Annotated in this window: 26 protein-coding genes and 1 pseudogene; 13 read left to right on the top strand and 14 right to left on the bottom strand. The window is 53.3% G+C overall.

Translation table 11 applies throughout. The annotated features are described in order from the left end of the window. The 3 genes from ACO0LM_RS27045 to ubiA form a co-directional block, all read right to left on the bottom strand. Positions 1-384 (bottom strand): phage holin family protein, encoded by a 384-nt coding sequence (locus ACO0LM_RS27045; RefSeq protein WP_423041787.1) that lies wholly within the window; start codon positions 382-384, stop codon positions 1-3. Between the two features lie 4 nt (positions 385-388). Beyond that, positions 389-700 carry a DUF883 family protein gene (locus ACO0LM_RS27040; protein WP_423041785.1) on the bottom strand — a complete coding sequence of 104 codons (312 nt, stop codon included), beginning with the start codon at positions 698-700 and terminating at the stop codon, positions 389-391. Positions 701-841: 141 nt separating this feature from the next. Then, positions 842-1,708 carry a 4-hydroxybenzoate octaprenyltransferase gene (gene ubiA, locus ACO0LM_RS27035; RefSeq protein ID WP_423041783.1) on the bottom strand — a complete coding sequence of 289 codons (867 nt, stop codon included), beginning with the start codon at positions 1,706-1,708 and terminating at the stop codon, positions 842-844. A 124-nt stretch (positions 1,709-1,832) separates the two neighbouring features. On the opposite strand from ubiA, the gene ugpB reads away from it, so the two are divergent. The 4 genes from ugpB to ACO0LM_RS27015 all read left to right on the top strand — a co-directional run bounded on the left by ugpB (position 1,833) and on the right by ACO0LM_RS27015 (position 6,183). Continuing rightward, on the top strand, positions 1,833-3,146 hold the full coding sequence (gene ugpB, locus ACO0LM_RS27030) for a sn-glycerol-3-phosphate ABC transporter substrate-binding protein UgpB (protein ID WP_422987747.1): 1,314 nt from the start codon (positions 1,833-1,835) through the stop codon (positions 3,144-3,146). Between the two features lie 159 nt (positions 3,147-3,305). Next, a complete protein-coding gene (ugpA, locus tag ACO0LM_RS27025) occupies positions 3,306-4,187 on the top strand; it encodes a sn-glycerol-3-phosphate ABC transporter permease UgpA (protein ID WP_423041781.1) in 882 nt (293 codons plus the stop codon). 2 nt (positions 4,188-4,189) lie between these two features. Then, positions 4,190-5,041, top strand: coding sequence for a sn-glycerol-3-phosphate ABC transporter permease UgpE (ugpE, locus tag ACO0LM_RS27020; RefSeq protein WP_423041779.1), 852 nt, complete (start codon positions 4,190-4,192; stop codon positions 5,039-5,041). Between the two features lie 65 nt (positions 5,042-5,106). Then, positions 5,107-6,183, top strand: a complete 1,077-nt coding sequence (locus ACO0LM_RS27015; protein WP_423041777.1) for a sn-glycerol-3-phosphate import ATP-binding protein UgpC — start codon at positions 5,107-5,109, stop codon at positions 6,181-6,183. A 49-nt stretch (positions 6,184-6,232) separates the two neighbouring features. Here ACO0LM_RS27015 and ACO0LM_RS27010 read toward each other — a convergent pair whose 3' ends face one another. After that, complete coding sequence (locus ACO0LM_RS27010; RefSeq protein WP_423041775.1) at positions 6,233-6,520, bottom strand: hypothetical protein; 288 nt, start codon at positions 6,518-6,520, stop codon at positions 6,233-6,235. A 287-nt stretch (positions 6,521-6,807) separates the two neighbouring features. Between ACO0LM_RS27010 and ACO0LM_RS27005 the strand changes: the two genes are divergently transcribed. Beyond that, positions 6,808-7,596 (top strand): helix-turn-helix domain-containing protein, encoded by a 789-nt coding sequence (locus ACO0LM_RS27005; RefSeq protein ID WP_422987752.1) that lies wholly within the window; start codon positions 6,808-6,810, stop codon positions 7,594-7,596. On the opposite strand, the gene ACO0LM_RS27000 is transcribed toward ACO0LM_RS27005, so the two are convergent. The 6 genes from ACO0LM_RS27000 to ACO0LM_RS26975 form a co-directional block, all read right to left on the bottom strand. Beyond that, a complete protein-coding gene (locus ACO0LM_RS27000) occupies positions 7,569-9,896 on the bottom strand; it encodes a patatin-like phospholipase family protein (RefSeq protein ID WP_423041773.1) in 2,328 nt (775 codons plus the stop codon). The genes ACO0LM_RS27005 and ACO0LM_RS27000 overlap by 28 nt on opposite strands. Positions 9,897-10,054: 158 nt before the next feature. Beyond that, positions 10,055-10,603, bottom strand: a complete 549-nt coding sequence (gene rimJ / locus ACO0LM_RS26995; RefSeq protein ID WP_423041771.1) for a ribosomal protein S5-alanine N-acetyltransferase — start codon at positions 10,601-10,603, stop codon at positions 10,055-10,057. Positions 10,604-10,630: 27 nt separating this feature from the next. Then, positions 10,631-11,575 carry a hydrogen peroxide-inducible genes activator gene (locus tag ACO0LM_RS26990; protein ID WP_423041769.1) on the bottom strand — a complete coding sequence of 315 codons (945 nt, stop codon included), beginning with the start codon at positions 11,573-11,575 and terminating at the stop codon, positions 10,631-10,633. A 203-nt stretch (positions 11,576-11,778) separates the two neighbouring features. Then, the gene (locus ACO0LM_RS26985) at positions 11,779-12,690 is read right to left on the bottom strand and encodes an SDR family oxidoreductase (RefSeq protein WP_423041767.1); all 912 of its coding nucleotides are present in this window, start codon (positions 12,688-12,690) and stop codon (positions 11,779-11,781) included. Positions 12,691-12,846: 156 nt separating this feature from the next. Then, positions 12,847-13,221 carry a hypothetical protein gene (locus ACO0LM_RS26980; RefSeq protein WP_422987756.1) on the bottom strand — a complete coding sequence of 125 codons (375 nt, stop codon included), beginning with the start codon at positions 13,219-13,221 and terminating at the stop codon, positions 12,847-12,849. A 69-nt stretch (positions 13,222-13,290) separates the two neighbouring features. Then, positions 13,291-14,610, bottom strand: coding sequence for an amidohydrolase family protein (locus ACO0LM_RS26975; protein WP_423041765.1), 1,320 nt, complete (start codon positions 14,608-14,610; stop codon positions 13,291-13,293). A 244-nt stretch (positions 14,611-14,854) separates the two neighbouring features. Here ACO0LM_RS26975 and ACO0LM_RS26970 point away from each other — a divergent pair, with 244 nt between their 5' ends. From ACO0LM_RS26970 to ACO0LM_RS26950, 5 genes are all read left to right on the top strand, one after another. Then, complete coding sequence (locus ACO0LM_RS26970) at positions 14,855-15,247, top strand: hypothetical protein (RefSeq protein ID WP_423041763.1); 393 nt, start codon at positions 14,855-14,857, stop codon at positions 15,245-15,247. A gap of 96 nt (positions 15,248-15,343) precedes the next feature. Then, a complete protein-coding gene (locus ACO0LM_RS26965) occupies positions 15,344-15,526 on the top strand; it encodes a hypothetical protein (protein WP_423041761.1) in 183 nt (60 codons plus the stop codon). A 216-nt stretch (positions 15,527-15,742) separates the two neighbouring features. Next, entirely contained in the window at positions 15,743-17,620 is a 1,878-nt protein-coding gene (locus ACO0LM_RS26960; RefSeq protein ID WP_423041759.1) for a glucokinase, read from the top strand. A 178-nt stretch (positions 17,621-17,798) separates the two neighbouring features. Further along, the gene (locus ACO0LM_RS26955; protein ID WP_423041757.1) at positions 17,799-18,923 is read left to right on the top strand and encodes a helix-turn-helix domain-containing protein; all 1,125 of its coding nucleotides are present in this window, start codon (positions 17,799-17,801) and stop codon (positions 18,921-18,923) included. A 120-nt stretch (positions 18,924-19,043) separates the two neighbouring features. Further along, entirely contained in the window at positions 19,044-20,111 is a 1,068-nt protein-coding gene (locus ACO0LM_RS26950; RefSeq protein WP_423041755.1) for an alpha/beta hydrolase family protein, read from the top strand. Positions 20,112-20,371: 260 nt separating this feature from the next. Here the strand turns inward: ACO0LM_RS26950 and ACO0LM_RS26945 are convergent, their stop codons facing one another. Next, entirely contained in the window at positions 20,372-20,662 is a 291-nt protein-coding gene (locus ACO0LM_RS26945) for a GNAT family N-acetyltransferase (RefSeq protein ID WP_423041753.1), read from the bottom strand. Then, entirely contained in the window at positions 20,659-21,423 is a 765-nt protein-coding gene (locus ACO0LM_RS26940) for a sulfite exporter TauE/SafE family protein (RefSeq protein ID WP_423041751.1), read from the bottom strand. Before ACO0LM_RS26940 ends, ACO0LM_RS26945 begins: the two co-directional genes overlap by 4 nt. Positions 21,424-21,555: 132 nt before the next feature. Between ACO0LM_RS26940 and ACO0LM_RS26935 the strand changes: the two genes are divergently transcribed. The 3 genes from ACO0LM_RS26935 to ACO0LM_RS26925 all read left to right on the top strand — a co-directional run bounded on the left by ACO0LM_RS26935 (position 21,556) and on the right by ACO0LM_RS26925 (position 24,331). Further along, positions 21,556-22,449: a LysR substrate-binding domain-containing protein gene (locus ACO0LM_RS26935; protein ID WP_423041749.1), complete on the top strand. Its 894-nt coding sequence runs from the start codon at positions 21,556-21,558 to the stop codon at positions 22,447-22,449. A gap of 86 nt (positions 22,450-22,535) precedes the next feature. Then, positions 22,536-23,435: a DUF6348 family protein gene (locus ACO0LM_RS26930; protein WP_423041747.1), complete on the top strand. Its 900-nt coding sequence runs from the start codon at positions 22,536-22,538 to the stop codon at positions 23,433-23,435. A gap of 62 nt (positions 23,436-23,497) precedes the next feature. Then, positions 23,498-24,331, top strand: coding sequence for a branched-chain amino acid aminotransferase (locus ACO0LM_RS26925; protein WP_423041745.1), 834 nt, complete (start codon positions 23,498-23,500; stop codon positions 24,329-24,331). Positions 24,332-24,524: 193 nt separating this feature from the next. Here ACO0LM_RS26925 and ACO0LM_RS26920 read toward each other — a convergent pair whose 3' ends face one another. Then, a complete protein-coding gene (locus tag ACO0LM_RS26920) occupies positions 24,525-24,953 on the bottom strand; it encodes an ExbD/TolR family protein (protein ID WP_423041743.1) in 429 nt (142 codons plus the stop codon). A 239-nt stretch (positions 24,954-25,192) separates the two neighbouring features. Continuing rightward, positions 25,193-25,295 (bottom strand): annotated as a pseudogene (locus tag ACO0LM_RS26915) (biopolymer transporter ExbD); the annotation flags it as partial.

Genomic DNA, 25,295 nt, shown 5'->3' with positions numbered 1-25,295 from the left:
CTATTCTTTTACGACGGTGCGGTCAGCACTGTGTAAGCTGGCGCTGTCTTTTTTCAGTTCCGCCAGTGTGTAGGACAGAAATGCCGGTTTGTTGCGCATGGCACTGCGTACGCGCAAAAAAATACCGATGGCCAACAGCGAAAACAGGCCCAGCAGCGATAACAGGACGGTATAGCGATAGCTATCCCAGAACAGCGCAATCAGCGTCAGTATGGCGACCAGTATCGCCAGACCGGCAAAAAACATGGCTGCCAGCGACCACAACAAACTGGAAGAAAAGCGATTCAGCTCTTCTTCCAGCTCTACCGAGGCTAATTCCAGGCGTGTATGGACACTGCTGATCAGTGTCGATGCCAGTTGTGCCAGCGAATCGGTAATGGCCATGAATTTATTTGCTACGGCCGATGAGCAGACCTACCAGCAAGCCAACCCCAGCAGCAATGCCGGCAGATTGCCATGGGTTTTCCTTGACATAGACATCGGTGGCACGGGCGGCTTCTTTGGTGCGGGTGACGACCAGGTCTTCAATCCGTTCGACTTCTGCCTTGGCATTTTTCAGGGTTTTTTCAAACTTGGCTTTGGCTGCTCTGAAGCCTTCACCGCTTTGTTGCTCGGTGTTTTTCAGCAAATCTTCTGCATCACGGATAACAAGATGCAGGTCATTCATCAATTGTTCTTTATGCTCATCTACTGTACTCATGATGTTTCCTTTCTGGTTGGGAAGTGAATTAACAAGTGAATTAAATAAGTGAATTAACTTCAGTCTATGCAAAAAGATGGGGGCGGGTTTGTCGAAACGCAAGGACCCGCAAGAAAATTGAATAAGTAGCAATCTATGGTTTTACTTTACTGCATAGTCCAGCGCAATGCCAGCGAAGATTGCTGCACCCAACCAATTGTTATTCAGAAAGGCGGCAAAACAGGCCATGCGTTCACGCTCGCGTATCAGGCTGTAATGGTAAACCGCGAATAGCACAGCCACCCCCATGCCCGCCACAAACCAGGTGCGCAGGCCGGCTTGCCAGCCTACTGCCAGTATCAGGGCAAAGCTGATGGCATAGCACAGCATGATTGCCAGTACATCATAGCGGCCAAAAGTGATGGCTGAGGTCTTGATACCGATTTTCAGGTCGTCGTCACGGTCCACCATGGCATATTCAGTATCATAGGCCACGGCCCAGAAGACATTGGCCAGTAACAATATCCAGGCACTCACGGGGACCGTATCTTGCACTGCAGCATAAGCCATCGGGATACCAAATCCAAAGGCAATGCCCAGGTAAGCCTGTGGAATGGCGAAAAACCGCTTGAAATAGGGGTAACTGCCAGCCACCAGCACCGCAGCAACCGACAATTGCTTGGTCAGGGTGTTCAGCGGCAGGATCAGGGCAAAAGAGATCAGGGCCAATACCACCGCCACGCCTACCGCTTCCTTGCCACTGATCTTGCCGCTAGTCAGCGGTCTTTCGGCAGTGCGCTTGACGTGCCGGTCAAAATCACGGTCCGCATAGTCATTGATGGCGCAACCGGCAGAGCGCATCAGCACCGTGCCCACACTGAAAACCAGCACCAGTTGCCAGCTTGGCTTTCCTTGCGAGGCCAGCCACAGTGCTGCCAGGGTCGGCCACAGCAATAACAGTATGCCTATGGGCTTATCCATCCTGACCAGCTTGAAATACAGATGCAGACGAGAATACAAGTGATTCATGACTCAGCTTTGTTGTTGCACACGGGCAGAATTATAAGTGCTATCTATACACTGGATTGTATGCAATGCTATCGTAGTGTTATTGCAAGAAATAATACGCTAATAAAACTTTCGGGGACAGCTTATGAAATTCAATACCAAATTGCGTATGGTAAGTGCTGCTGTATGCATGGGCCTTGCCGGGTCTGCCCATGCCGTGACCGACATCAGCTGGTGGCATTCCATGACAGGTGCACTGGGCGAGCGCGTTACCGGCCTGGCCGAGCAATTCAATAAAAGCCAGACAGAATACCGGGTGACGGCCGTCTACAAGGGTAGTTATGACGAAGCGCTGGCTGCCGGCATAGCGGCATTCAGGGCTGGCAATGCACCGCATATCCTGCAGGTATTTGAAGTAGGTACTGCCACCATGATGTATGCCAAAGGCGCGATCAAGCCTGTGTCGGAAGTCATGAGGGTCGCAGGCGAGAAATTTGATACGTCTGGCTATGTGGCCGCGGTTGCTGGTTACTACACCTCGCCGAAAGGTGAAATGCTGTCTTTCCCGTTTAATAGTTCGACCACCGTGTTTTACTATAACAAGGACATGTTTGCCAAAGCCGGCATGGACCCCAACAAGGCACCCGCTACCTGGCAGGAAGTGGTGGCCGCCGCCGCCCGCCTGAAAGCCAATGGAGAAAAATGCGCTTATACAACTGGCTGGCAAACCTGGGTGCACCTGGAAAGTTTTTCTGCCTGGCATAATGTTGAATTTGCATCCAAAGGCAATGGCTTCGGTGGCCTGGATGCGCGCCTGAAGTTCAATAGCCCACTACACGTCAAACATATAGAAAATCTGGAAAACTGGGCCAAGCAGGGCTATTTCACCTATGCCGGCCGCAAGAATGAACCAGAAGCCAAGTTTTATTCCGGCGAATGCGGCATGCTGACCTCATCCAGTTCAGCCTATGGCAATGTGGCCAAGAACGCCAAGTTTAAATTTGCCGTGTCGCCTTTGCCTTATTATTCCGACGTCAAAGGTGCGCCACAAAATACCATCATAGGCGGCGCATCGTTGTGGGCCATGAATGGCAAAAAGACAGAAGAATACAAAGGGGTTGCCAAGTTCTATAAATTTCTTTCACAGGCAGAGGTACAGGCCAAATGGCATCAGGAAACCGGCTACCTGCCCACTACCAATGCTGCATATGAACTGACCAAGAGCTCGGGCTTTTATGAAAAGACACCGGGCCCCGGCGTTGCCGTGCAACAGATGATCGTCAAGACCACCGACAAATCGCGTGGCATACGCCTGGGCAGCTTCGTACAGATCCGCACCATCATGGATGAGGAGCTGGAAGCAGTATGGGGCGGTAAGAAACCAGCCAAGGCAGCACTGGATAGTGCAGTCGCCCGTGGCAATGAATTGCTGGAACGTTTCGAAAAAGCGAATAAGTAAAATCAAGACCTCTCAACACAGAGGCACGGAGACACAGAGGAAATGCAGAGAAAATCCTCAAGAGGCAAGGAAATGCATATTCATCTTTTTACTTTCTCTGTGTCTCTGTGCCTCCGTGGTGAGCTTTTAGGTTTTATTGACTAAACATTCGAGGATTCTTTGGAAAAACGCGCACGCTTTCGATCGGTCTGGCTACCCTATCTGTTGTTGCTGCCGCAGATCGTGGTGACCATCCTGTTTTTTTTCTGGCCTGCTGCCCAGGCCTTATATCAGTCGGTACTGTTGCAGGATGCATTTGGCATATCTTCGCAATTTGTCTGGCTGGATAATTTCAAAGACTTGTTTGCTGATCCTACCTACCTGGCGGCCTTCAAGACGACGGCGCTGTTTTCTTTCCTGGTGGCGGTGCTGGGGCTGGGTATTTCTTTGTTGCTGGCGGTGTTTGCCGATCGCGTGGTCAGGGGCAGTTCTTTTTACAAGACCTTGCTGATCTGGCCGTATGCCGTATCACCCGTGGTGGTCGGCGTTTTGTGGATGTTCCTGCTGAATCCCACACTGGGTATCGTGGCGCATGCCTTGCGAGAAATCGGCATCGAATGGAATAGTCTTTTGAACGGACAGCATGCCATGATATTGATCGTGCTGGCGGCAGTGTGGAAGCAGATCAGCTACAACTTCCTGTTTTTTTTGGCGGGTCTGCAATCCATTCCCAAATCCTTGATAGAGGCAGCGGCGATTGATGGTGCCGGGCCATGGCGTCGCTTCTTCACCATCGTTTTTCCTTTACTGACACCGACATCTTTTTTCCTGCTGGTGGTGAATATTGTCTACGCCTTTTTTGATACCTTTGCGATTGTGGAAGCAACCACGCAAGGCGGGCCAGGCAAGGATACCGAAATCCTGGTGTTCAAGGTATTCAATGACGGTTTCAAGGGCGGTGACCTGGGCAGTGCAGCGGCGCAGTCGGTGATACTGATGAGCATCGTCATCGTCCTTACCGTAGTGCAGTTCAAGTATGTAGAAAAGAAAGTGCAGTATTGAACATGATAGAACGCCGTCCTTTCCTGGGAATGTTCAGCCACCTTATCCTGATACTGGGTGTCAGCCTGGTGGTGTTCCCCATCTATGTTGCTTTTGTCGCCAGCACGCAAACGGCAGAACAGTCGGCATTGGCACCGATCTCACTGATTCCTGGTGACCAGTTATGGCATAACCTCAGCGCGGTACTTGATAGCGGCACGTCCGGCAATGTCGCCAGCAATCCGATAGGGCGCATGCTATGGGTCAGTCTGGTGTCGGCATTGATGATAGCGGTAGGTAAGATTTCCATTTCCATGCTGTCCGCATTTGCACTGGTGTACTTCCGCTTTCCGGGACGCAGCCTGTTTTTCTGGATGATCTTCATTACCCTGATGCTGCCGGTGGAAGTGCGTATCAGTCCTACCTATAAGGTCGTGTCTGATCTGTCCATGCTCAATAGTTATGCCGGGCTGACAGTACCGTTGATTGCGTCAGCGACGGCGACTTTCCTGTTCCGTCAGTTTTTTCTGACTGTGTCGGATGAACTGGCAGAAGCGGCGCGCATAGACGGTGCCGGCCCGATACGTTTTCTTATCGATATCCTGTGGCCCTTGTCACGCACCAATGTGATTGCCCTGTTCGTCATCATGTTCATTTATGGCTGGAATCAGTACCTGTGGCCCTTGCTGGTGTCGACAGAACAAAACATGTACCCCATAGGCGTTGGTATCAGACGCATGATTGCCGGTGGTGATGCGGCGGTCGAATGGAATATGGTCATGGCGACCCTGTTGCTGGCCATGCTGCCGCCAGGCCTGGTAGTGGTCGTCATGCAAAAATGGTTTGTCAAAGGATTGGTCGATGCCGAGAAATAAAAGCCTGACAAAAAATGGCGAACACATGACCGGACTTCAATTTGTAATGCTTACAGAATAAATATATGGCACAGGTCCAATTAAAAAACGTCAAAAAAACCTATGGCAAGGGAGACAAGGCCGTTGATGTCATTCATGGCATCTCCATAGACATACGGCATGGCGAATTCATCGTCATGGTAGGCCCCTCGGGTTGTGGCAAATCTACCTTATTGCGCATGGTGGCCGGGCTGGAAGAAATCACGTCCGGCGATATCATCATTGGTGAGCGCATCGTCAATGAACTGGAACCCAAGGACCGTGATATTGCCATGGTGTTTCAGAACTATGCGCTATACCCGCATATGAGCGTCTATCAGAATATGGCCTATGGGCTCAAGATACGTGGCTTTTCCAAAGCCGATATCGAAACCAGGGTGCAGAAGGCAGCGCAGATACTGGAACTGGGCGAGCTGTTGCAAAGAACGCCGCGCCAGCTGTCGGGCGGGCAGCGACAAAGGGTGGCGATGGGCCGTGCCATTGTCAGGGAACCGGCAGTGTTTCTGTTTGATGAGCCCTTGTCGAATCTGGATGCCAAACTGCGGGTGCAGATGCGCCTGGAAATTCAGCGTCTGCACAAGACTTTGGGAACCACCAGCCTGTATGTCACCCATGATCAGGTAGAAGCTATGACCCTGGGCCAGCGCATGATAGTCATGAATGGCGGCGTGGCGGAACAGATCGGGACCCCGGCAGAAGTATATGGCACGCCAGCCACCACCTTTGTCGCCAGCTTTATCGGCTCTCCACCCATGAATCTGTTGCGTGGCAAGCTCAGTGAAAGCGGGCGTCAGATGCAGATAGGGCCGGCGCTGGTGTCATTGCCGCTGGTGCAAAGCGAAGCAGAGCGCGTCGCGCACCGTGAATTGATACTGGGTGTGCGACCAGAACATTTGTTCATAGGCATGCCCGGCCTGCCGCTGGAAGTGCAACTGGTGGAATCGCTGGGCGCGGATTTGCTGGTACATGGACTCTGTGGTGAACAGTCTGTGGTGATAAGAACGCCTGCCGGTACGGCTGTAGAAGCGGGCCAGCATACCTCGGTAGGTTTTGCGGCAGATGCCGTACACTGGTTTGATCCGGTGACTAATAAACGGTGTTAGTACCAACCCGGTCGTGGCCGGTTTTCCTCAAACAAGCTGAACGGTTTCGTCATACCAGCAGTCCTGCCTTGCGTGGCATGACTTGCTGGCGCAGTGACTGTGCAGGTACGCTGGCGCGGCTGGTGTTGGCTGTCGTACTGGGGGCTGGGGCGCCTATATTAAAGCGGTTATTAAAGCGGGTATCGAAGCGGGTTTCTTTTTCTGCCCGGGTGCCACAAAAATAGCCGAGCCCAAATATCGTCACGGTCAGGCAGACGCTGATGAAGTATCTGCCTGCTGTTTCCATATTGATGGTTTTGACTGTCGGTTTTATTTCGCTTACTACTTCCCTGTCCATATTTGTTCCTCTGCATAAGAGTTGACATTGCGCTGAAAACGGGACTGCATTATCGAACTGCGCTGCACTACACGATGTTTGCGCGACAGCGATATGGCGGCGGAATCTTTTTGGGAATCCCTGAACAGTTTCACGACGGGTTGAACTTCACACTGTCACTGCCAGTCGAAGTGTCGCAATAATTAAAAATACGTACCAGAAAATTACCAAAAGCATTGTTTTTTACTATTTTTGGTATTGAAATACGGTACCATTTGCAAAATTTAACTTTTTGTCAGGAAGCCTTCATGAGTTCACCCGAATTGGTCTTGAAAGTCTTGCGTTCAGAGTTGCGGGCAGCAGGCGTGACATACAAAATGCTGGCAGAACGCATAGGCATGAGCGAATCCAGCATGAAACGCATGTTCGGACAAAAGGACATGAGCCTTTCGCGCCTGGCAGAAATTTGCAAGGCTGCCGGCATCGCCATGGAAGATATATTGCGCCAGGCCGCAGATGTCACTCCGCAATCCGACACACTCAGCCTGGAGCAGGAACAATCGCTGATGGCTGATCCCAAACTCTTGCTGGTGGCAATTTGCTGCCTGGGACACTGGACGCTGGAACAGATTATCGAGACCTATCACATGTCCGAATCTGAATGCGTATTGCAAATGATCGCGCTCGACAAGCTGGAGTTGATAGAACTGCGTCCGCACAACCGCTACCGCCTGAATGTGTCACCCGCATTTCACTGGCGTCCCGATGGTCCGATACAGCAGTATTTTCGTGATGTGGTGGTCAGCGATTATTTCGCCGGCAGTTTTGATGGGCCTGGCGAAACCCTGCTGTTTGTACCGGCCAGGGTCTCGTCACACAGCGCGCAGGAACTGGTGCAAAAAATCCAGCAACTGGCGGCTGAACTGGCCAGGCTGCACCAGGATGACCGTCGCCTGAAGCCGGAAGAGCGTGATGGCTTCACCTTGCTGGTGGGTTTCCGCTCCTGGGAGTTTTCAGCCTTCACTGCGCTGCGCCGCCCGGAAGCAGCGCCCGCTGTCAAAGGACTGACTCACCAGATCGGCCCAAGGAAAAGATAAAGCGAAGAGCCGTTGCCCCGGGTTGCCCCAGCAGCAAAAAACAGCGGGCCAAAACGGGTATCAATCGATATGTGGGCGCTGGCAGCCTGCTTCAGGGTATTGAAGCGTAGCGGCTGCGTGTCGCCATAGGCATTGCCCAATTCTGCAGAAAAGCCCAGCCGTATGGCACCGCCCACCGTGCTGGGGAGTGAGCCTATCTTGCGCGCCAGCAGTATCCGGCTAAATGCGGTGGCATTGCCGGTCAGGGAATTATTTGCCGTGCCGGACAGGCGCAAGAATCCACCGAGCGGATTCGGTGCACTACCGCGTTGCGACTTACCCCATTCTCCATACACGTGGCCGGCCCATTCGCCAAAGCGGAAGGCGGTCAGCACATCGATTTCTGACTGGGCCTGGGAAGGTTCGGCCGGTCCTTTGGATGGTGCCCGTTCCCAGGTCGCGGCGATACGATTTCCACGACTTGGGTAAGCCAGTGAATCCAGTGTGTCGAGCTGGAAGCGGGCAAATTGCGTCGTATCAAAATAGCGCGCACTGTCCTGGTTGGCATTGGCTGGCAGCAGCAAATCGACTTTACCAAAACCACGCGTGATACCTGCCTCTATCTTGCCCCAGTTGTCCAGCAGACGGCCAAAGGTCAGGGTCGCCTGGGTGGCACGCACACCGACGCGCGCGACCTTGCGACCATCGTTATACAAGTCCAGGCTTTTGCCATTGTATTCGATGGAAGGAGCCAGGAACCAGGGGGAGCCAGACGCAATGGGCTGCCAGAATTGCATGCCTAACTGACGTTCGCTGCCTATGCGCGCGACGCTGCGCAGTTCGGCACCGTAGCTATTGAGTGATGAAGCGATATGCATGAGGCTGAGCGCAAAGCGGTTTTCATCGGCAAAATCGCTGGTCAGCTCCAGGCCGACGCGCAGACGGTTGCGGCTGGAGTTGGATTCCGTAGGCCGTATCAACACATTGCGCTTGCCCTCTGTATCGGTGATGACGGTTTCCACATTATCGATATCGCCGCGTCCATATAATCGCGCCGATGCCTGCCGTATCTGTTCTGGCGTCAGCACCTGACCTTCCTGCAGGCCGGTTTGCGCGATCAGCGCCTTGGGATTGATGTAGCGCGGGCCTTCCACTTCCACCTTGGCCAGTGGCAGTTTGTCAGTGCTGGGTTTGGCGGTCAGCGTGCCGGTGGAGCGTTGATACTCAAAGCTGGCGTACTGTTCATCCGTGACGCGCAGGGCCGCCAGTTTATCTGCCATTTTGTGGGTGGCGATTTCACCGGCCTTGATGGATTTTACATATTCACCAAAATCGAGAAAACTGATGCCGGATAATTCTGGCGCAATCAAAATATCGCTATTCCGCAATTCCTTGATTGAACGTTGTACATTCTGTTCAGTCAGGATTTGCAGCATTTGTTTGGTGACCTCGATGGCGCTGTTCAATTCATTTTCTTTTGCCAGTGGCGTACCAACGTTGACCGCAATGACAATATCGGCACCCATGGAACGCGCCAGTTCTACCGGCAGATTGCTGACCAGCCCCCCATCCACCACCAGTTTCTGTTTGATACGTACCGGTGCAAATACACCTGGTAAGGCCAGCGAAGCACGCATGGTGATCAGCAAGGGAGTGTCATTCAGTTCTACCATGTCCCCGGTCAGCAAGTCAGAAGCGACAGAGCGGAAAGGCAGCGTCAGTTGATCAACCGGCTGGTCGCGCATGCCTTCCGGCATCAGGCGGGTAAGGGCGTTTTCCAGCGCGGCATTACCGGCGGCTGCCGGTGGCAGGAAGATGCCGGATTTGGTCACGGCAAATTCTATGCGGGAAGGCAGGAGTATGTCTTCTTCCTTGCGTCGGTAATCGAGGTCGTAGCGGGCTGGGCGGTCGGCCAGCACACTGTCCCAGTTGGTGTCCCGCACGATCTGTTCAAGTTCATCGGCAGACCGGCCGGCGGCATAAGCACCACCGACTACGGCACCGATGCTGGTACCCACTACCATATCCACCGGCACCCGCAGTTTGCGCAGCGCGCGCAAGACCCCGATATGGGCAAAGCCGCGTGCACCACCACCAGACAATACCAGTGCCACCTTGGGGCGCGGGCTGATAATCGGACTGGTAAGCGGACTGATAACCGGGCTGGTACTGACCGTTGTCGGTGGTTCAGCAATTGCCTGGGCTTGACTGTAAAGAGGAAAAAGACCGCTAGTCAGGGCGAGCAGCACGGTGATGTGGGTCAGCGACAAGCGTAAGAAGGATGGTAGCAGTGAAGGTAGCAGTGAGCGTATTGATGACATGAATACTGCTTTCTGTAGAAAGACGATGACGACGTGACGTCTGGGTAGACCACACAATGTTCATCTGGTTTCGCAAAAGACCGCAGTATATACGTATCGCATGAAAATGATGAACAAAATGCCAATGCGCAGCCGGAATGGATGCCTGCGCGGGAAGCTCAGGTTTGTTCTGCGGGGTTGATCAGGGCGGTCAATTCGTGGTCACGCCAGACGCCGTTGATTTTCAGGTAGGACCTGGCATAGCCTTCTTTTTCAAAACCCAGGCGAGTGAGCAGGGTTGCGCTGCGCTGGTTTTCCGGCACATAGTTGGCCATGACACGGTGCAGATTATGTGCACCGAACATATGCTGTAGTCCCGCTTGCACGGCTTCAAACATATATCCTTGTCCTTGCTGTTTTTCGGCGATGGCATAGCCAAGGTGACAGGCCTGGAAGGAACCGCGCACAATATTGCTGAAATTGCAGATACCTATCATTTCCTGGTCCAGACATACGGCAAAATGCATGGCCAGGCCGGCTTCCATTAAACGTGCGTTGGATAACAGGCGTTCTTCGCACTTTTCCAGCGAAAAATAGGCGGCGTCGCGAGCCGGCTCCCAGGGGGCAAGGTGCTCACGGTTATTCAGCAGATACTGCTGCAGCAATGCGGCCTGTTGTGGCAAAAGCACGCGCAATTGCAGGCGCTCGGTAGCGATAGCATCCATCATCAACATCAACAACAAGGGGTAACAGGATTATTGCGTGCTGGGGGCTTCATCCAGCATGGTGACGCCGGGTAAGTCGCAAGCCAGTACAGCCTGGCGTATGGCTTCAATCGCAGCCTGGCGGGTAAAACTCTTGCGCCAGGCAATCACCACGCGACGGTCAGGTGCCGGGGCCGTAAACGGCAGGTAGCGCAGCATGCCATCGCGCGTGCCTATGTCAGGCACCGATGCCATCGGTAATACCGTAATACCGATGCCGGAAGCCACCATATGACGTATGGTTTCCAGCGAAGATCCTTCAAAGGTTCTGGCGATGCCATCCCCGGTCGTCGAAAAACGTGACATTTCAGGACAGACTTCCAGCACCTGGTCGCGGAAGCAGTGGCCATTACCCAGCAAGAGCATGGTTTCCGACTTGAGTTCTTCTGCGGATACTTCACTACGTTCTGCCCAGGCGTGGTCTTTTGGCATGGCGACTACGAACGGTTCATCATACAGGGCTTGCACCGTCATACCATGGTCGGGTATGGGCAAGGCGACGATGGCGGCATCCAGTTCCCCCTGGCGCAGTAATTCCATCAGCTTGACGGTAAAGTTTTCCTGCAGCACCAATGGCATCTGCGGCACCTGCTGTATCATGGTTTTGACCAGCGTGGGCAGCAGGTAGGGGCCGATGGTATAGATGACGCCAAGACGGAAAGGACCAGCCAGCGGGTCTTTGTTTTGCTTGGCAATTTCCTTGATGGCAGCAGTTTGCTCCAGTACGCGTTCGGCCTGGGCAACAATCTGTGCGCCCAGGGGCGTGGTAGAGACTTCAGTGCCCCCGCGTTCAAAAATGGTGACGCCCAACTCATCTTCGAGTTTCTTGATGGCGACGGACAGCGTTGGTTGTGCAACAAAGCAGGCTTCAGCCGCATGGCCAAAATGCTTTTGCCGGGCTACCGCAACGATGTATTTTAATTCTGTGAGTGTCATGCCGTTAGTTTGGCACAGACTGCGGGCAGCGTCAGCAAGTGCTTGGCTCAGGAGCTATATTTTTTTCTATTTTCATAAGAAAATGGGGGAGTATCTTTGAACAGCCATGCCCGACAGGCACAGGATTGCTGAATTCGCGGATACTCTGGCCTGTCCCTAAATTGTAACCGGGTGCGCCATGACGGCTGATACCCGGTTTCGGCTCAGGCTTTGAGCTGGCTCATGGCCTTGCTCAGTTCCAGGTGCCCCTGTGCCGCGCCGCTTTCTGGCACGGTTTCAGCGTCGCGTTGCCTGACTTCGTTCAGGCGTGCTGCCAGTTGTTCGGCGGCATCGTCGCCCCGGCCCACCCATACGCCCTGGGTCATGGTGATATGCGCGGCTTCAAAACTGCCAGCACCGGCACACAGAATGGCGCGAGTGGGGGCCTGTTCGGACGCCAGCACCAGCATCGCCGGTACCACATCGGACGGTTGCAGGGCTTTCAGGATTTCTTCCGGAAACAGGCTTTCTGTCATGCGGGTAGCTGCAGTCGGTGCCAGGCTGTTGACGCGGATGTCGTACTTGGCCCCTTCCAGCGCCAGAGTTTGCATCAGGCCGACCAGCGCCAGTTTGGCAGCACCGTAATTCGACTGGCCGAAATTCCCGTACAGGCCGGAAGACGAGGTCGTCATCACGATGCGGCCGTATTTTTGCTCTGTCATGATGGGCCAGACCGCCTTGCAGCAATGCACGGCACCCATCAGATGCACGTCCAGCACCAGTTTGAAATCGGCTATATCCATTTTGGCGAAACTCTTGTCGCGCAGGATGCCGGCATTATTGACCAGGATATCGACACGGCCCCATTGCGTCATGGTATCTGCCACCATGGCTTGTACGGCATCAAAGTCGGTTACCGATGCGCCATTGGCGATGGCCTCACCACCCGCTGCACGGATTTCTTCTACTACCGCCTGCGCAGCGCCAGACGAACCGCCAGACCCGTCACGGGCACCACCCAGGTCATTGACGACCACTTTGGCACCGCGTGCCGCCAGTGCCAGCGCATGTTCACGTCCAAGGCCGCCACCTGCACCAGTCACGATGGCAACGCGGCCTTTGAAGTCGATAGTCATTATTTGTCCTTACTTATAAAAGTGCCTGCTTGTAAGCAAGCAGGCAGAGTAGTCAAAAGAGCTTTTGTATGATTTTATCCCGCCTTCATGTTTATTTGAAGGCGCAGCTTATTGATCTTTATTGATCTTTATCGATGCGGATGGATAGCAATGCGTTTATTTGCTGGCTTGCATCTGCGCATCAATATCCGCCAGGCATTCACGGCCGCGCTGTGTGATCAGTAGTTTGCCGCTGCTTGCATCAACTTCCACATGCGCCTTCTTGCCAAGGAAGGTGGCAACCGGGCCTGGCAGCGTCGTGTCGGGGTCATTGGCGATGGCACGCAGGCCATCTATGCATTGCTTGATAAACAGGGTTTGCCGACCGGTTTCAGTCAGCTCCAGTGTGCCGTCCTTGCGGTAAGCCATGAGCTTGATACCGCACAGGCGCTTGGCATTGCGGCTGATGCAGGCACCGGGTTTGCTCTGGCGCGGTAACTTGCTTAATTGCTCCAGAGCGTCGTATTCATCTATGCTTAATTTGTGACTCATTGCTGCTTTCCGAGGTGGTTGAGGGCGCGATACCCTCAGATGTTTGAATTGTTTGAATTGTTTGAATTCTTATTGTGCGGTTGTTTTATAGATGCTGCCGTTTTTCATGACGAAAGATACTTTGGTCAGGACGGTGACATCAGCCAGCGGGTCTGCTTCTACCGCGATCAGATCCGCAAATTTACCGGCTTTGATACTGCCAATTTTTTCTTTTTGCCCCAGCAGGTCAGCGGCATTAATAGTGGCCGCCTGTATTGCCTGCATCGGTGTCATACCGTACTTGACCATGTAATAAAACTGTTTCGCATTGTCACCGTGCGGGTAGACCCCGGCATCAGACCCAAAGGCCATGCGCGCACCGCCTTGCAGGGCAGCGCGGAAGTTGTCACGCTGCTTTTGGCCGATTTCCTTTTCTTTTTCCAGCGATTCCGGCAAGAAGCCGGCCTTCTCACCTTCGCCCAGAATATAGTCGTCATTATATATATCCATCACCAGCCAGGTACCATGCTGTTTCGCCAGCTTGATGCCTTCGGCATCGATCAGGCTGCTGTGTTCGACCGAATCTACCCCAGCGCGAATGGCATCATTGATGCCGCTGGCACCATGCGCATGAGCGGCCACCTTGCGTCCCAGCTTGTGGGCTTCCTGCACGATGGCCTGCATTTCTTCCAGCGTGTATTGCTGGGCACCGGCAGCGTCACCCTTGGACAAGACCCCGCCGGTGGCACAAATCTTGATCTGGTCAGCCCCATATTTGGCCATTTCCCTGACCTTGCTGCGGGCTGCCCACGGGCCGTCAGCGACGCCTTTGCCGACGTCATTGTATTCTGGTGGCAGCAAATTATTGTCGCAATGCCCACCCTTGATACCCAGGGCGTAACCGGATGCCAACACCCGCGGACCGGGAAAATCACCATCATTGATGGCATCGCGCAAGGCAACATCAGCAAAACCTTCAGAACCGACATCGCGTACCGTTGTAAAACCTGCATTCAGGGTATCACGCGCAGCCCTGACACCATACAATGCGGCCCGCACGTTGGAAGTGCCCAGCGAACTATACCCATGTTGATGTGGATTGCTGGTCAGATGGGTATGCGCATCAATCAGGCCGGGCAAGACCGTAGCATTCGATAAATCAATCACTGTGGCATTGGCCGGTATGGCTGTGGTTGCTATCGGGGTGATGCTGGCAATGCGCTCGCCTTCAATCACGATCAACTGGTCGCGCAAGACCTTGGCGTTTTCAACATCAATCAGCCGACCCGCCTTGATGGCGATCAGATTTTTAACCGCTGCTTTTTCTTCGGCAAGTGCCGTGGCAGAAACCAGCAGCAGGCCGCTGCAAAACAGGCTGGTGAATACGTGTTGCATGCGGTTTTGTTTCATTCTTCTTACCCTTGGCGTGTTTTTTGGTGAGTATCCCTGTCGAATATAACATAGCACCCATGGAGAATCTGATAGCTATGGCTGCCCAGCGCGTAAATTGAATGTTTGCCACAGGCTTATTTAGACGGAAATGCAAAGAAGATCAGACCAGACTTTGAACCGGGTTTTGATAAGCGGAGCCATTGCAGTCAGCCCGGCCTTCAGGTATGTTGACAGTATTACTGTTCATCTTTCCAGGCATGTCATGTTGATCTTTATTGTTATTGCTGCCACTTTGTTGATGCTGGCCAGTGTCTGGGGGCTTGTCGGTATCTGGCGCTTTGCCAAATCTGGCGTGACGCCAAAGAACTGGAAGAAGCTGGTTTTTTCCACGGTGGGCGCGGGGGTCTTGCTGGGATTACTCTCCAGCCTGGCTACGTTCTGGATGTTGTTTCCCTATCCGAATAGCCTGGGCCCGGGCTGGTTTGCCGGCTTGCCTTTCGTAGCGGTATATGTGGATGGCAATGACAATCATTACCACTTCAGTTTCACACAGGCAAGTGTGATTGCGAATGCCTGCTTCTGGTTTTTATTGCCATTTGCGTTTTTGCGCGTATATGCTGCCATCTGGCGGCGTCAGCAGCTTGGTGCGGAATAAAGCTGCCGGACGCTATTCAAGCTCTTTTGTTCTTGCGCCCTGATCGGGCGACACAGCAACTGGATCTCGACAACAAGAAAAGCGATCTGCTGGCCTATGAAACCATCAGCAGCAGAAAAACTTGCCAGCCGCTTTGGCCACCATACCGCAGCCGGGGCGCGCAACATACTGGATACATTCCGCACCGAAAAATCCCTGTCGATGCCATCATCTTCGCAGCAAGCCAGTACCGATACTGAGCATGGATGCGTACTGGCAAAAATACTGTCCGTCACCTGAGCGTGCAATGGTGGCATTGAATGATGTTGCTGATGTTATGTCCGAGAGGGCGTCGTCTCCATGCTGTCGGGAATGCGGTATTGGTCGACTGATTTGCCCTGATCCGGCTGGCGATTGTGATAAATTGCGTGATTGGTGCAGACAGGCACAGCAGAGAATAAGCAGACGATGGGATTTGTTCCCGGCATGGTACAACGTGATATACATTAAGGCAGCATGAAGACAAAGCACGCACTTGTAGAACATGGCAGCGTCACCGGGTTTTCCGGTGGCCCGCGCTTATTGGCTGATATTGGTGCTACCCATGCACGTTTTACGCTTGAGTCTTCACCGGGAGTGTTTGAATCCGTCAAGGTCTTGAAGTGTGACGAATACCCGGACATCATTACCCTGTTGCGTGCTTACCTGTCATCGGTGCCGGCCAGTAAGGTGCACCATGCGGCCTTTGCGCTGGCCAACCCCATCGATGGTGACCAGGTCAGGATGACCAACCGTGACTGGGTTTTTTCGATTGAAGATGTGCGTCGCGAATTTGGTTTGTACACCCTGCTCATCGTGAATGATTTTACTGCGCTGGCAATGTCTTTGCCGGGTTTGCAGGCCAAGGATTTGATGCAGGTTGGTGGTGGCGCCCCCGTCGCCAAATCTGTGATTGGCGTGCTGGGGCCGGGCACCGGTCTGGGCGTGTCTGGCCTGATTCCTACTTCCGACGGTTTTGTGACACTGGGCAGTGAAGGCGGTCACGTCAATTTTGCACCGACGGATGAGCGTGAATATGCCATCCTGCAATTCGCCTGGAAAGAATGGTCGCATGTCTCTGCCGAACGCCTGATTTCCGGCCCCGGTCTGGAACTGATTTATCGCGCCCTTGCCGATCGCAATAAAAAAACCGTTAAGGCCTTGCCAGCGCAAGACATCATGCGTGGTGCACTGACGGATGGTGATGCATTGTGCCTGGAAACACTGGAATGTTTTTGCGGCATGCTGGGCAGTTTCAGCGCTAATCTGGCGGTGACCCTGGGTGCTTTTGGCGGGATTTATATCGGTGGTGGCATTGTGCCGCTGATGGGAGAGCGTTTTGTGACTTCTCCTTTTCGCAGCCGTTTTGAAGCAAAGGGGCGTTTTTCCAGCTACCTGGCACAAATCCCCACCTTTGTGATCACGACACAGAACCCGGCTTTCTACGGCGTATCGGCGATTTTGTCGGAGCACTTGCGTGGCCGCAGTGGCGATAGTTCACTGATGGATCGCATACAGCAATTGCAGTCTGAACTGACACCAGCCGAAAGAAGGGTTGCCAGCCTGGTGCTGGAAAATCCACGCACCGTGCTGAATGAAGCGATTGCCGAAATTGCCCGCCTGGCTGATGTCAGCCAGCCTACCGTGATTCGTTTTTGCCGTTCCCTGGGTTTTCTGGGGCTGGCCGATTTCAAACTGAAATTCGCCAGCAGCCTGACTGGCACCATACCGGTAAGGCACAGCCAGGTACGCATGAGCGATAGCACGCATGACCTGAGTGCCAAGGTGATTGACAATACCGTGTCGGCGATTTTGAATTTCCGCGATCAGCTGGATGTACACTCGCTGGATCAGGCGATTGCACTGCTGCGCAAGGCCAGCAAGGTCGAATTTTATGCCATGGGTAATTCACGTGCGGTGGCCCTGGATGGCCAGCATAAATTTTTCCGCTTCCGTATCCCTACCGCTTCGTACGGTGACGCCCATTTGTTTTCCATGGCGGCAGAATTGCTGAACCCTGGTGATGTGGTAATTGTCGTATCCAATTCCGGCAAGTTACCAGAACTGCTGAAGGCGGTGGATGCGGCCCTGCATGCCGGCGCCGATGTCATCGCCATTACACCGAATCAGTCGCCGCTGGCAAAAAAAGCGACAGTTTGCCTGGCCGTCAATCATATGGAAGACAATGCCACTTTCCTGTCCATGATTTCACGCATACTGCAATTGCTGCTGATCGATATTCTGGCCGTCGGTTTGTCTATCGATGCACCGGTGCCCGATGCCGGGGGAGATGCCGTCAAGCGCAAGGAATTATCGCGTTTCAGCAATTTGCTGATTTCCCATCTGGATAGCTGACAGTTCAGGCGCTTGCGCAAATTAACGGCTTGCTGCTATCGTGATCACCTTTAATAGCGATAGGACTTACTCAAAACCGCCCCAACGGCGTTGCAGCTACTTGCCGTACTCTTCGTACTGTCTTCGCCGCTGCGCCTTGTTGGGACAATTTTGCGTAAGCCCTAAGTGACTTTCTACTATGCTGCTGACTGAACCCCTGGTGCTGCTGGATGCTGGACTGCGTGGCACCCTGATTGCCCTGTTGCTGCTATTGTCTGCCATCCTCTGGCGCGATCGTCCACGCCTGACCGTGGTGCGCACCGGTATTGCCCTTTGCCTTGGGCTGGCGGTACAGGTAGTGGCGGCTACCCCTTTGTTTGAAGCGATGGTGCCGCGCTTATGGCAGGCACCTCTGGTGGCAGTTTCAGTAGCGAATGCCGTGTTGTTCTGGGTATTTGTACAAGCCCTGTTTGACGATGACTTTGTACTGCGTCCCTTGCATGCGACGCTTTGGCTGGCCGTGGCCGCACTCAGTGGCTTGAATTGTGTCGTGGTCGCGGGCAGTGCATCCATACTGACACCGCTATTCATGGGAGCCCAGCGTGGTATCCCCCTGCTGTTTGCCGCGCTGTCGGCCCTGGCTGCCGCCCGCCAATGGCGTACTGATCTGGTCGAACAACGTCGCCGCCTGCGTGCCTTCATTGTGATTACCGGTATCGCCTACACAGTCGCCCTGTTGGCGGCGCGGCTGGGTTCACCCCATGGGCGTTTATTGGGACCGACAGCCACCGCTGATGTACTGATTTTATTGCTGATAATCGCCACGGTGACGGTCAAAATGTTGAAATTGGGGCATCTGGATTTATTCCCCGCACCGTCTCACCAGGCTTTGCCCGCTTCAGGGCAGGTCGATACGCTGCCAGTTGATGCGCCGCTATCCCCCGCACCAAAACCCGTTGAGCATGATCCAGTTGAAGATCGTTTAGTCGCAGCGCTACAAAGCCTGATGCAGGAAGAGCGACTGTATCGCAGCGAAGATATCAACCTGGCCAGCCTGGCGGCGCGTCTGCAATTACCTGAATACCGCGTGCGCCGTCTGATAAACCAGCGTTTGGGTTATCGCAACTTCAATGCCTACATCAATGAATTTCGCTTAACTGAGGCATGCACCGCCCTGAAAGATCCGGCGCTGCAGGATTTACCGGTGTTAAGCATTGCGCTGGAAGCGGGTTTTCAGTCCATAGGGCCATTTAACCGGGCATTCAAGGCAGCGACAGGGCTTACGCCCACCGAGTTTCGCAAAGAAAATATAGCCGATTCCTGAAATCGGCTAGCCGTATTCTGTAATTTGCAGTCTATGGCAAGACATCATCGCGTTTCAAACCCATAGTCAGCTTCACCACGAGCAGCCGCTTGTGGCTTTCACATGAACTGGAGCCCGACTATGCCCACCACACTTATTTTTGCGATTGGACGCAACTGGCGGCCTTACTTATTTTCTGTATTGATCCCGGTCTTGTTTTTATGTACGGGCAGGGCGCAGGCTGGTGTCGGTTTGGGGGAGATACCGGCAACGACCAGTGATGGCACCATCACCCTGTTTTATCCCACCCAGGCTGTCGAACAACAGCTAAGACGTGGTCGCTTTGTGCTGAATCTGGCAGAACGGGCCGAGCCAGTACGGGGTAACGGTCGCCTGATTGTCATTTCACATGGTTCGGGCGGTGGCCCGTGGGTACATGTGAATCTGGCGCGCGCCTTGGTTGAAGCCGGTTTTGTGGTCGCCATGCCCCAGCATCATGCGGATAATTTTATGGATGACAGCAATCCCGGGCCGGATAGCTGGACCCTGAGACCGGCAGAAATGTCACGCACCATTGATGCAGTAGGGCGCGATGCACGTTTTGCCAGCTTGCTGACGCTGGATAAAGTCGGTATTTACGGCATGTCTGCAGGTGGGCATACCGCCCTCAGTATGGCTGGCGGGCGCTGGTCACCAGACGGTTTCAGGCAGCATTGCGAAGCCAGTCTGGAGGAAGATTTTCAAGCCTGTGTCGGCCTGATCACCCGTTTGACAGGTGGCATGCTGGATGGCATCAAGAAGTGGGCTGCCACGCTGGTGATACGTCACCGCTTCAGCGATGCAACACCGCGTGAACATCATGACCCACGGGTGGCCGCAGTGGTTGCTGGTGTGCCTACAGCGGCTGATTTCGACATGTCTTCACTGGAGCATCCGGCCATGCCTGTGGCCCTGATCACAGCCGGACAAGACCGTTGGCTGATACCGCGCTTCCACAGCGACCTGGTCCTGCAGGCTTGCAAAAGCTGCGTGCGACTGGCTGAGTTGCCTGCCGCTGGCCATGGTGCATTATTGTCACCCTTGCCTCCGGGATTGACGGGATTGCTGGGTGATATGCTGAATGATCCGCCAGGATTTGATCGTAGCCAGATGGCTGAAGTTGACCAGAAAATCACCCATTTTTTTGAACAGCAGTTACTGCAAAAGTAAAGTTGCACAATAGAGAATAGATAGGACTTACGCAAAACCGCCCCAGCTGCGTTGCAGCTCCTCGTCGTACTATTCGTACTGTCTTCGTCACTACGCCTTGCTGGGACAATTTTGCGTAAGTCCTAATAGAATGTAATTTGGTCAGCAAATAATTGAAACTGAAAGACACCCGGTCGGCGTCAGCCAGATTGGCGCTGGCGCAAACAGACTCATTGGTATGGGTCTGTTTGTATTGACATAAAGCGCTACCAGATAGCTGCTCAGTGATGGCTGGCAGGTTTGACCGCTTGTGCGCAACTCACTTCCATCCCGGGCAGGTCAGCTTGCAGGAAATTGAGCAAGGCTTTAGCAATCCCCAGTTCGCGAAATGCCGGTTTCACATACAGGACATGGATGTGGATGTGCTTGCCACTGACGCTGCAATCGAGCGCACCTACATGCTGGCTGTCCCAGAATGCATTGAACTGAATACTGCACTGATCGTTGCCACTGCATTGCTTGCAGATCTTCAGGGTATCGGCCAGATTGCCACAGGGTTTGGTATTGATCATCCCTTTGCTCCCCATAGGTAGTGTAGTCCCAGCATCAGCAAGCCTGCAAAAAAACAGCGCTTGAAGATTGCGGCGGGCATCTTGTCACGCAGCATTTGCCCCATCTGCATGCCGACAATGGCAGGCAGCAACGCAAAAAGAGAAGTGCCCGCCACGCTCCAGTGCAATTGCCCGGCCCATGCCAGATTGACGGCAAGGGCTAGCGTGGAAACGGTAAACGTCAAACCCATGGCTTGTATCAGGCTGTCTTTGTCCAAGTTCAGGGTTTGCAGAAAAGGGACGGATGGCATGACAAATACGCCGGTGGTAGCGGTGACCATGCCTGTCAGTGTGCCAGCGACAGACGCCATTCTGGTTTCCAGCCGGACTGGCATTGTCCATTGAAAAGACGCCAGACCCATGCCTGCATAGGTAATCAATGCCAGACCCAGGCCGATACCCGACCAGTAAGGATTACTACGCGTCAGCAGCAGCGCAGACAAGAATGTACCTGCGCAGATACCCAGCAGCATGGGGCGTAGCCGATGCAATAGCTGGCGCAGATCAGGGCCGGCGGCAAGTTGCCAGCAATTCGTCAAAAGCGAAGGCATGATCAATAAAGCGGCGGCCTCCATGGTGGGCATGGACAAACTCAGCAAACCTATGGCAACCGTTGGCAAGCCCAGGCCCACTATCCCCTTGACCATGCCAGCCAGTATAAAGACCAGGCAGACCACCAGGAATTGCTGGTAGTCGCCGGAGAGAGTAAAAAAGTTTTCCATTCACACAGTTTGCCACTGCCAGCAAGCGCTGAAAATGTGGAATACACTCAGTGAGCCTTCGGATTATACTTAGGCTAAACACTTAGGCTAAATACTGAGACTAAAGTGAATGAGAATAGGAGGGGCTAGGCCATGCGCTTTGATCTGGTTGATTTGCAGTTGTTTTTGCATGTGGTGGAAGCGGGCAGCATCACGTCTGGCGCTGGTCGCAGCCATCTGGCACTGGCATCGGCCAGTGCCCGTTTGCGCGGCATGGAAGAACAATTGGGTGTACCGCTGCTGACACGCAACCGGCGCGGCATAGAATTGACCGATGCCGGTCGCACGCTATTGCATCATGCGCGTTTGTTGATGCAGCAAATGGAAAGAATGCGCGGTGACCTGGGTGACTATGCACAGGGGCTGAAAGGCCATATACGCCTGCTGTGTAATACCTCGGCCCTGACCGAGTTTTTGCCGCAGGCTTTGGCTGCCTATATGCATGCCCATCCGCATGTGAATATAGAAGTGGAAGAACGATTGAGCAATGACATCGTGCAGGCCCTGATGGAAGGCCAGGCAGATATCGGCATCGTGGCCAATACCGTCAGTTGTGCGGGCTTGCAGACTTTTCCTTTTCGCCATGATCAACTGGTGCTGGTCACAGCGCAGGAACACCCTTTGGCAGAACTGGCAGATGCTGCTGGCCGGGTTTCATTTGCCGATAGCCTGGCCTATGATTTTGTCGGCCTGGCTGGTGACAGTGCACTTCAACAATATCTGAATGATCATGCTGCCAGGCTGGGGCAGCGCCTGCATTACCGGCTGCGTCTGCGCAGTTTTGACGGTATCTGCCGCATGGTGGAAAGTGGTGCCGGTATTGCCATCATCCCGGAAACGGCGGCGACGCGGTACGAGAAAATAATGAAGATCAGTCAACTGCAACTCAACGATGTATGGGCGGTGCGGCAACTGCTGATTTGTGTACGCCAGTATGATGAATTGCCAGCCCATGCAAGGGAACTGATTTCCATGATCAAGGCATGACAGCCCCATTATGATTTGCTCGTGCGCGTTATGTTCTTGTTACAATGCAGGCTGATTGTCCTCATCTTTGTTTTTCCTTCCTGCCCATGTCCCTTACTCATTCATTCACCAAAGCTTTCAATGCTGTCAAAGGCAAGTTGCATCCTGCCCAGGCTGTTTCGCAACAGACCATTGTTGCACCATCGATTGAAGCAGACCCGCTGCTGATGCAGATGCTGTTTGAGATATTGGCTGCAGAAGATATCAAGGCCACCTGGCAAGGCAATTACCTTCGTCTGGCAGATGGCCTGGCTGATGACCTGGCTGATGGCCTGGTGCTGGCTGCCGAACGGGTGGAAGCAGTGGCATTGGCCGAAGACAAGTTCAGGACCTGTACCCGTATTCATGTCAGCCATGCGGTTTATTTTCCGCAAGGCCTCAGTGAATATCAGCATGCAATGGGAGCGAGCGAAGTGCTGGCCATGAGCGAAGGTTTTCGTACCTGGGCCAGAATGGATTTGCTGGCTTTGCTGGACGCCACGCGTGAATTTCCCAAAGACTGTACCGTCATTGAAATGAATGTGGCCAGTGAGACAGATGTGGCAGCAGGCAAGGCCGTGTACCGGCAAGTCATACTGGGGCCGGTGGCGCATCTTGCTAGCTTGCCTGCACCCAAGCGCAAGGAAGAGCATCCGTTTTGCCCTTGTTGCCTGTTCACGGAAAGCATGCCGGCTTTTCATGATCTGTTACAGAGCGATCAATTTTTAGGCGTACGCCTGTTTGCTTCACGCGATAATGAAGGCAAGCTGGCCGCTGACTGCCGGGTGAACGGCGAGGATTTTTTAGCAGCAACAGAACATCTGCAGCACTATGCAGAAAAATGGCCGCAACGCGGTCTTGAGTTTCGCAAGCAATATGTCGTGATCAGAAGCAGTGGCCGCAGCGTGAATGCCGGCGCCACTATTGATGCTGTTGATAGCACCAATGCCTCCGCCAGTCAGGCATAAGTGCGCATAGGCAGGCATGCTGTAGAATCAAATGTCATCCATTTCTATCGTTGAGGAATACTATGTACCGCACTTATTTCAAGGGTCAATGGAGCGAAGGTAATACACCTTTGTTTGGCGCAATGGATCATGCTGTCTGGCTGGGTTCTTCGGTATTTGATGGTGCACGTTCCATCCGTGGCCTGACGCCGGATTTGCGTCTGCATCTGCAAAGGGTCATACAATCGGCACAAAGACTGGGTTTGCAATGCCCTTACAATGTGGATGAACTGGAAGCCCTGTGCCGTGAGGGCATTGCCCTGTTTCCGGCGGATGCAGAACTGTATATCCGTCCGCTGGTGTTTGGTACTGATGGTTTGCTGATCCCCGAGCCAACGACCTCGGGCTTTGCGCTGACGCTGTTTGACGCGGCCATGCCGGCTTTTTCAGGCTTCTCTGCCTGCCTGTCCAGCCTGCGTCGCCCCGATCCTTCCATGGCACCGACAGATGCCAAGGCATCTTGCTTATATCCAAATTCCACCAAGGCTTTGCGCGAAGCCAAAGACCGTGCTTATGACAATGCCGTGGTTTGTGATGTGCATGGCAATGTGGCGGAATTTGCGACGGCGAATATCTTTTTTGTGACCGCAGACAATGAAATCGTCACACCCGTAGCCAATGGCAGTTTCTTGTCCGGGATTACCCGCGCCCGTGTCATCGGCCTGTTGAAAGAGGATGGCAAGCAAGTGTCAGAACGCACAGTAAAACCAGAAGAACTGTTGCAAGCTAAAGAGATTTTCAATACCGGTAATTTTGCAAAAGTCACACCCTGTACCCGTTATGAAGGCCGCCAGTTGCCAGTAGGTGATATAGCCACCCGTGCGCGCGACCTGTATTTTGCCTTCATGGAAAAGTAGTAAATCTGGCTTGATGCTTGTTGCTTAGCTTGATGCTCAATGCACGCACCACTGCGCTGATGATGCCGCCCCCGGCCTTGGTGTTGCATGAAGAAGGCAGCCAGCGGCAGTGATGTAGTGACTTGAATAAAAAAAATGCATCAATGCAAAAAGGCAGGTTTCCCTGCATTTTTGCATTGATGCACCAACTTGTTTACTTCAGGAACTGCTCATTCCCGACCATACCGATCTTGGTCACACCCTTACGCTGCGCTGCCGCCATCACTGCGGCCACCGATTTGTACGGTACCACAGCTACTGGACGCAAATGTACTTCTGGCTGCACTGCGGCAGATGCGGCTGCCTGCAGTTTGGCATCCAGCTCACCCGGATTGACTGCCACACCATCCCACAACACCGTACCGTCAAAGTCGACATCAATATTAACGACTATTGGTTCGACAGGTGGTGGTGGTGATGGGCCTGTTGGCATGTTCAGATTGATCGCGTGGTTCTGAATAGGAATGGTAATAATCAACATAATGATCAATACCAGCATGACGTCAATCAATGGCGTCATGTTCATTTCTATCATTACTTCCGGATCAGCTGAAGCACCGCCGGAACCTAATTGCATACCCATAATGCTTCCTTTACGAATCACTTATTCACATCACGAATGATTCGGAATCTGAATAAAAAATCAAAATCAAGACCTAACATCTTTACCACAGAGACACAGAGTCGCAGAAGAAAAACAAGAGACAAGAGCCAAGTTACTTAACAGTATTCGCTTTTATCTTCCCAGTCTTCTTCAGAATTTCTCTTTGCCTCTCTCTGTGACTCTGTGTTGAGATATCTCAGGTCTTTATCAAATTGCGCTTAGTCCCGTGAAGGCGGTTCGATCACGAAGCCTACCTTGGCGATACCTGCCCGCTGTGCTGTCAAGATACTCTTGCCAATAAATTCATAGCGGGTGTTTTGA

Origin of the sequence: Undibacterium sp. Di26W (genome assembly GCF_049340265.1) — a bacterium.
In the GTDB taxonomy this organism is placed as follows: Bacteria; Pseudomonadota; Gammaproteobacteria; order Burkholderiales; family Burkholderiaceae_D; genus Undibacterium.
This window is presented reverse-complemented; position numbering and strand designations above follow the sequence as displayed.